Source organism: Klenkia sp. PcliD-1-E, from assembly GCF_024124375.1.
In the GTDB taxonomy this organism is placed as follows: Bacteria; Actinomycetota; Actinomycetes; order Mycobacteriales; family Geodermatophilaceae; genus Klenkia.
The window spans coordinates 1-2,915 of record NZ_JAMXRZ010000219.1; the positions used below are offsets into that span (position 1 = coordinate 1).

Annotated in this window: 3 protein-coding genes and 1 pseudogene; 1 reads left to right on the top strand and 3 read right to left on the bottom strand. The window is 77.5% G+C overall.

All coding sequences use genetic code 11. From position 1 onward, the window contains the following. Window positions 1–206: hypothetical protein (locus NH342_RS22575; RefSeq protein WP_253018555.1), on the top strand; the 206-nt coding region annotated here is incomplete at its 5' end. Between the two features lie 27 nt (window positions 207–233). Here NH342_RS22575 and NH342_RS22580 read toward each other — a convergent pair. The 3 genes and pseudogenes from NH342_RS22580 to NH342_RS22590 form a co-directional block, all read right to left on the bottom strand. Then, window positions 234–740 carry a hypothetical protein gene (locus tag NH342_RS22580; protein ID WP_253018557.1) on the bottom strand — a complete coding sequence of 169 codons (507 nt, stop codon included), beginning with the start codon at window positions 738–740 and terminating at the stop codon, window positions 234–236. A 4-nt stretch (window positions 741–744) separates the two neighbouring features. Beyond that, window positions 745–2,232, bottom strand: a complete 1,488-nt coding sequence (locus tag NH342_RS22585) for a wax ester/triacylglycerol synthase family O-acyltransferase (RefSeq protein ID WP_253018559.1) — start codon at window positions 2,230–2,232, stop codon at window positions 745–747. A 40-nt stretch (window positions 2,233–2,272) separates the two neighbouring features. After that, a pseudogene (locus NH342_RS22590) lies at window positions 2,273–2,915 on the bottom strand (chromosome partitioning protein); the annotation flags it as partial.

Here is a 2,915-nt window from a genome sequence, read left to right on the forward strand (position 1 = left end):
CTGCGCCGGGCGACGTGGCCGGCGCCTACCGGGGTCCGGCGCCCGCGCTGCGCCGGGCCCGCACCGTGCTGCTGCTCCAGCCGGCCCGCGGGGACGCCGAGCTCCTCGGCGCCCGGTTGCCGCGGGGCGCCCTCCCGGCCCGGCCGGGCGCGGGGTGGCTGGTCACCGGCGGCACCACGACCCGGGTGCAGGTGGCCCGGCGGTGAGCGCCACCGGGGCGGAGCGGTTTCGGCTCAGAGCAGGTCCAGCGCCGGGCCGAGCTCCTGGGTGGCGTACCAGGCCAGTTCGTGGCCCTCGGCCTGGTCGACGACGAACTGCGCGTCCTCGCTGCCGAGGTCGGCCTCGAGCACCACGGCGACCGCGCCCGCGACGTCCGGCTCCGCCTCGGCGGTGTCGATGTGCGCGCTGGCCACGTCGGCCAGGGTCAGGTCGGCCGACGCGCGGGCGGCGCCGCGGTCGGTGTCGGGGTCCGGCAGCGGGACGACGGCGTCGTCGGGCAGGTCGGCGGCGAGCACCACCCGGCGGCGTGCGGCCACGGGGTCGACGTCCAGCAGCCGCAGGCTCGCGCGGGCGGCGCCCAGCAGCGCGGCGTACTCCAGCTCCTCCTCGTCGGTGCCCGAGAGCTCGTAGAACCCGCGCAGCTCCGGGGTCACCGCGAAGACCGTCAGCGGTCCGGGCAGCCGGCCCTCGTCGAGCAGCCGGTGCAGGACGGTCGTGGTCGCCGGCAGGTACACGCGCACCCGGTCAGTCTCCCCCGGCCGCCCCCCTGCGCGGCCGCCGGGTGGGCGCCCGGCGGGCGGGTGGCGGGTGCGGCGCCGGCGGGCCCTGGCTGGTCGACTCGACCAGGTCGGCCACCTCCTGCTCGATGAGGTCGGCCAGCACGTCCACGTCGGAGACGGAGTCCCGGTCGGCGTTGAGGCCGAAGTACACGGTGCCGTCGTAGCTGGTCAGCCCGATCGCCAGCCCCTGGCCTCGCGCCAGCGGCACCACCGGGAAGACCTCGAGCATCCGGGCACCCGATGCGTAGAGCGGCTGCTGCGGCCCCGGGACGTTGGTGACCACCAGGTTGAACAGCCGCCGGGACAGCCCGCTGGCCGCCCGGGCGCCGAGGGCGTGCAGGGTCGGCGGCGCGAAGCCCGAGAGCGCGACCAGCGTGCCCGCACCCACCGACTGGCCGCCCTGCGCCGCGCCGCGCATGGCGTAGCCGATCCGGGCCACCCGCACCCGGGGGTTGGGCTCCCCCACCGGGAGGTCGAGCAGCAGGGAGGACACGACGCCACCGGTGGGGTCGTCGGGGTCGCTGTCGTCGGGCCGCACCGACACCGGCACCAGCGCCCGGATCGAGGTCGACCCCACCACCGGCTCGCCGCGGGACAGCAGCCACTCCCGCAGCGCCCCGGTGACGGTGGCCAGCAGCACGTCGTTGACCGTGCCGCCGAGGACCGCCCGCACGGCCTTCAGCTGCTCGAGGTCCGCGCGGGCGACCGCGACCCGCCGCTGCCGGCCGATGGACCCGTTGAGCGGGCTGGTGGGGGCCGGGCGCACCGTGGTGCGGGCCAGCGCGCTGAGCACCGACCCCGCGGTCCCGACCAGCCGGCCCGCCGTCGCCCGCAGGTCACCGGTGGCGGTGCGCACGGTGTCCAGCACCGCGGTCGGCCGCTGCACCGCCTCCTCGACGGCCTCCCACACCAGCGCGACCGGGCCGGGCGGACGGCGGGGCCGCCAGTCGTCGGGCGGGGCGGGTCGGTCGGCGGGCACCGGGGCGTCGTCGAGGATGACCTGCCCGATGTCGATGGCGGTCAGCCCGTCGACCAGGGCCGGGTGGGTCTTGGTGACCACGGCGATGCGGTCGTCGGCGAGCCCCTCGACCAGGTACATCTCCCACAGCGGGCGGTGGTGGTCCAGCGGCCGTGCGGTCAGCCGGGCGACCAGGTCCAGCAGCTGCTCCTCGGTGCCCGGTCGGGGCAGCGCCGAGCGACGCACGTGGTAGGTGACGTCGAAGTCGGGGTCGTCCACCCAGGCCGGGTTCGCCAGGTGGCCGGGCACCTCGACGACCTTCTGCCGGAACCGGGGCACCAGCGGCAGACGGGAGCGCACCAGCTCGACGAGGTCCTCGTGGTCCAGGCCCCCGCGCGGTGACTCCAGCACCAGGAACCCGGCGACGTGCATCGGGGTGTCGGGGTCCTCGAGGTAGAGGAACGACGCATCCAGCGAGGTCAGCCGGTCGACCACGGTGCTCCCTCCGTCGGGGGCCCCAACCTAGCCATGCCGGTCACCGACGGCGACGCGAGCGCCCCGGCACCGGTACCCCGGTCAGCTCCGCGGCCCTCGCCCGCAGCGCCAGCCGCAGCGGTGAGCGGTCGGCGACCTCGGCCAGGGTGCGCCCGGCGGCCAGGGCGGCGTCGGTGGCCCTTCGGTCGGCGGGCAGGAAGCCGGCCACCCGGGCGCCGGTGAAGCGGGCCAGCGCGCCACCGATCTCCTGCTCCGGGTCGCCCGGCACCGGTCCCCGCCGGACCTGGTTGACCAGCACCACCGGCTCCACCCCGGGCAGCACGTCGCGCAGCTGGCCGAGGGCGCGGACGGTGCGCTGCAGGGCGACCGGGTCGGCACCGCTGACGCACAGCACGGTGTCGGCCTGCTCCAGCACGGTCGTCGTGACGCCGTTGCGCCGCGGCGCGGCGGTGTCGAAGGACAGCTCCTCGTCCTCCTCGACGCAGAAGGCGCAGTCCACCACGGTCAGCGCCGTCAGCCGGCGGGCCTGCTCGAGCACCGCGCCGACCGCGGCGGGCCGCAGCTCCGGCCACCGGTCGGCGCGGGCCAGGCCGGTGAGCACCCGCAGCTGCGGGGTCACCGCCCAGGCCAGCCGGGCCAGCCGGGCGACGTCCAGGGTGCCGGCGGTGGCCTGGCGGGCGGCC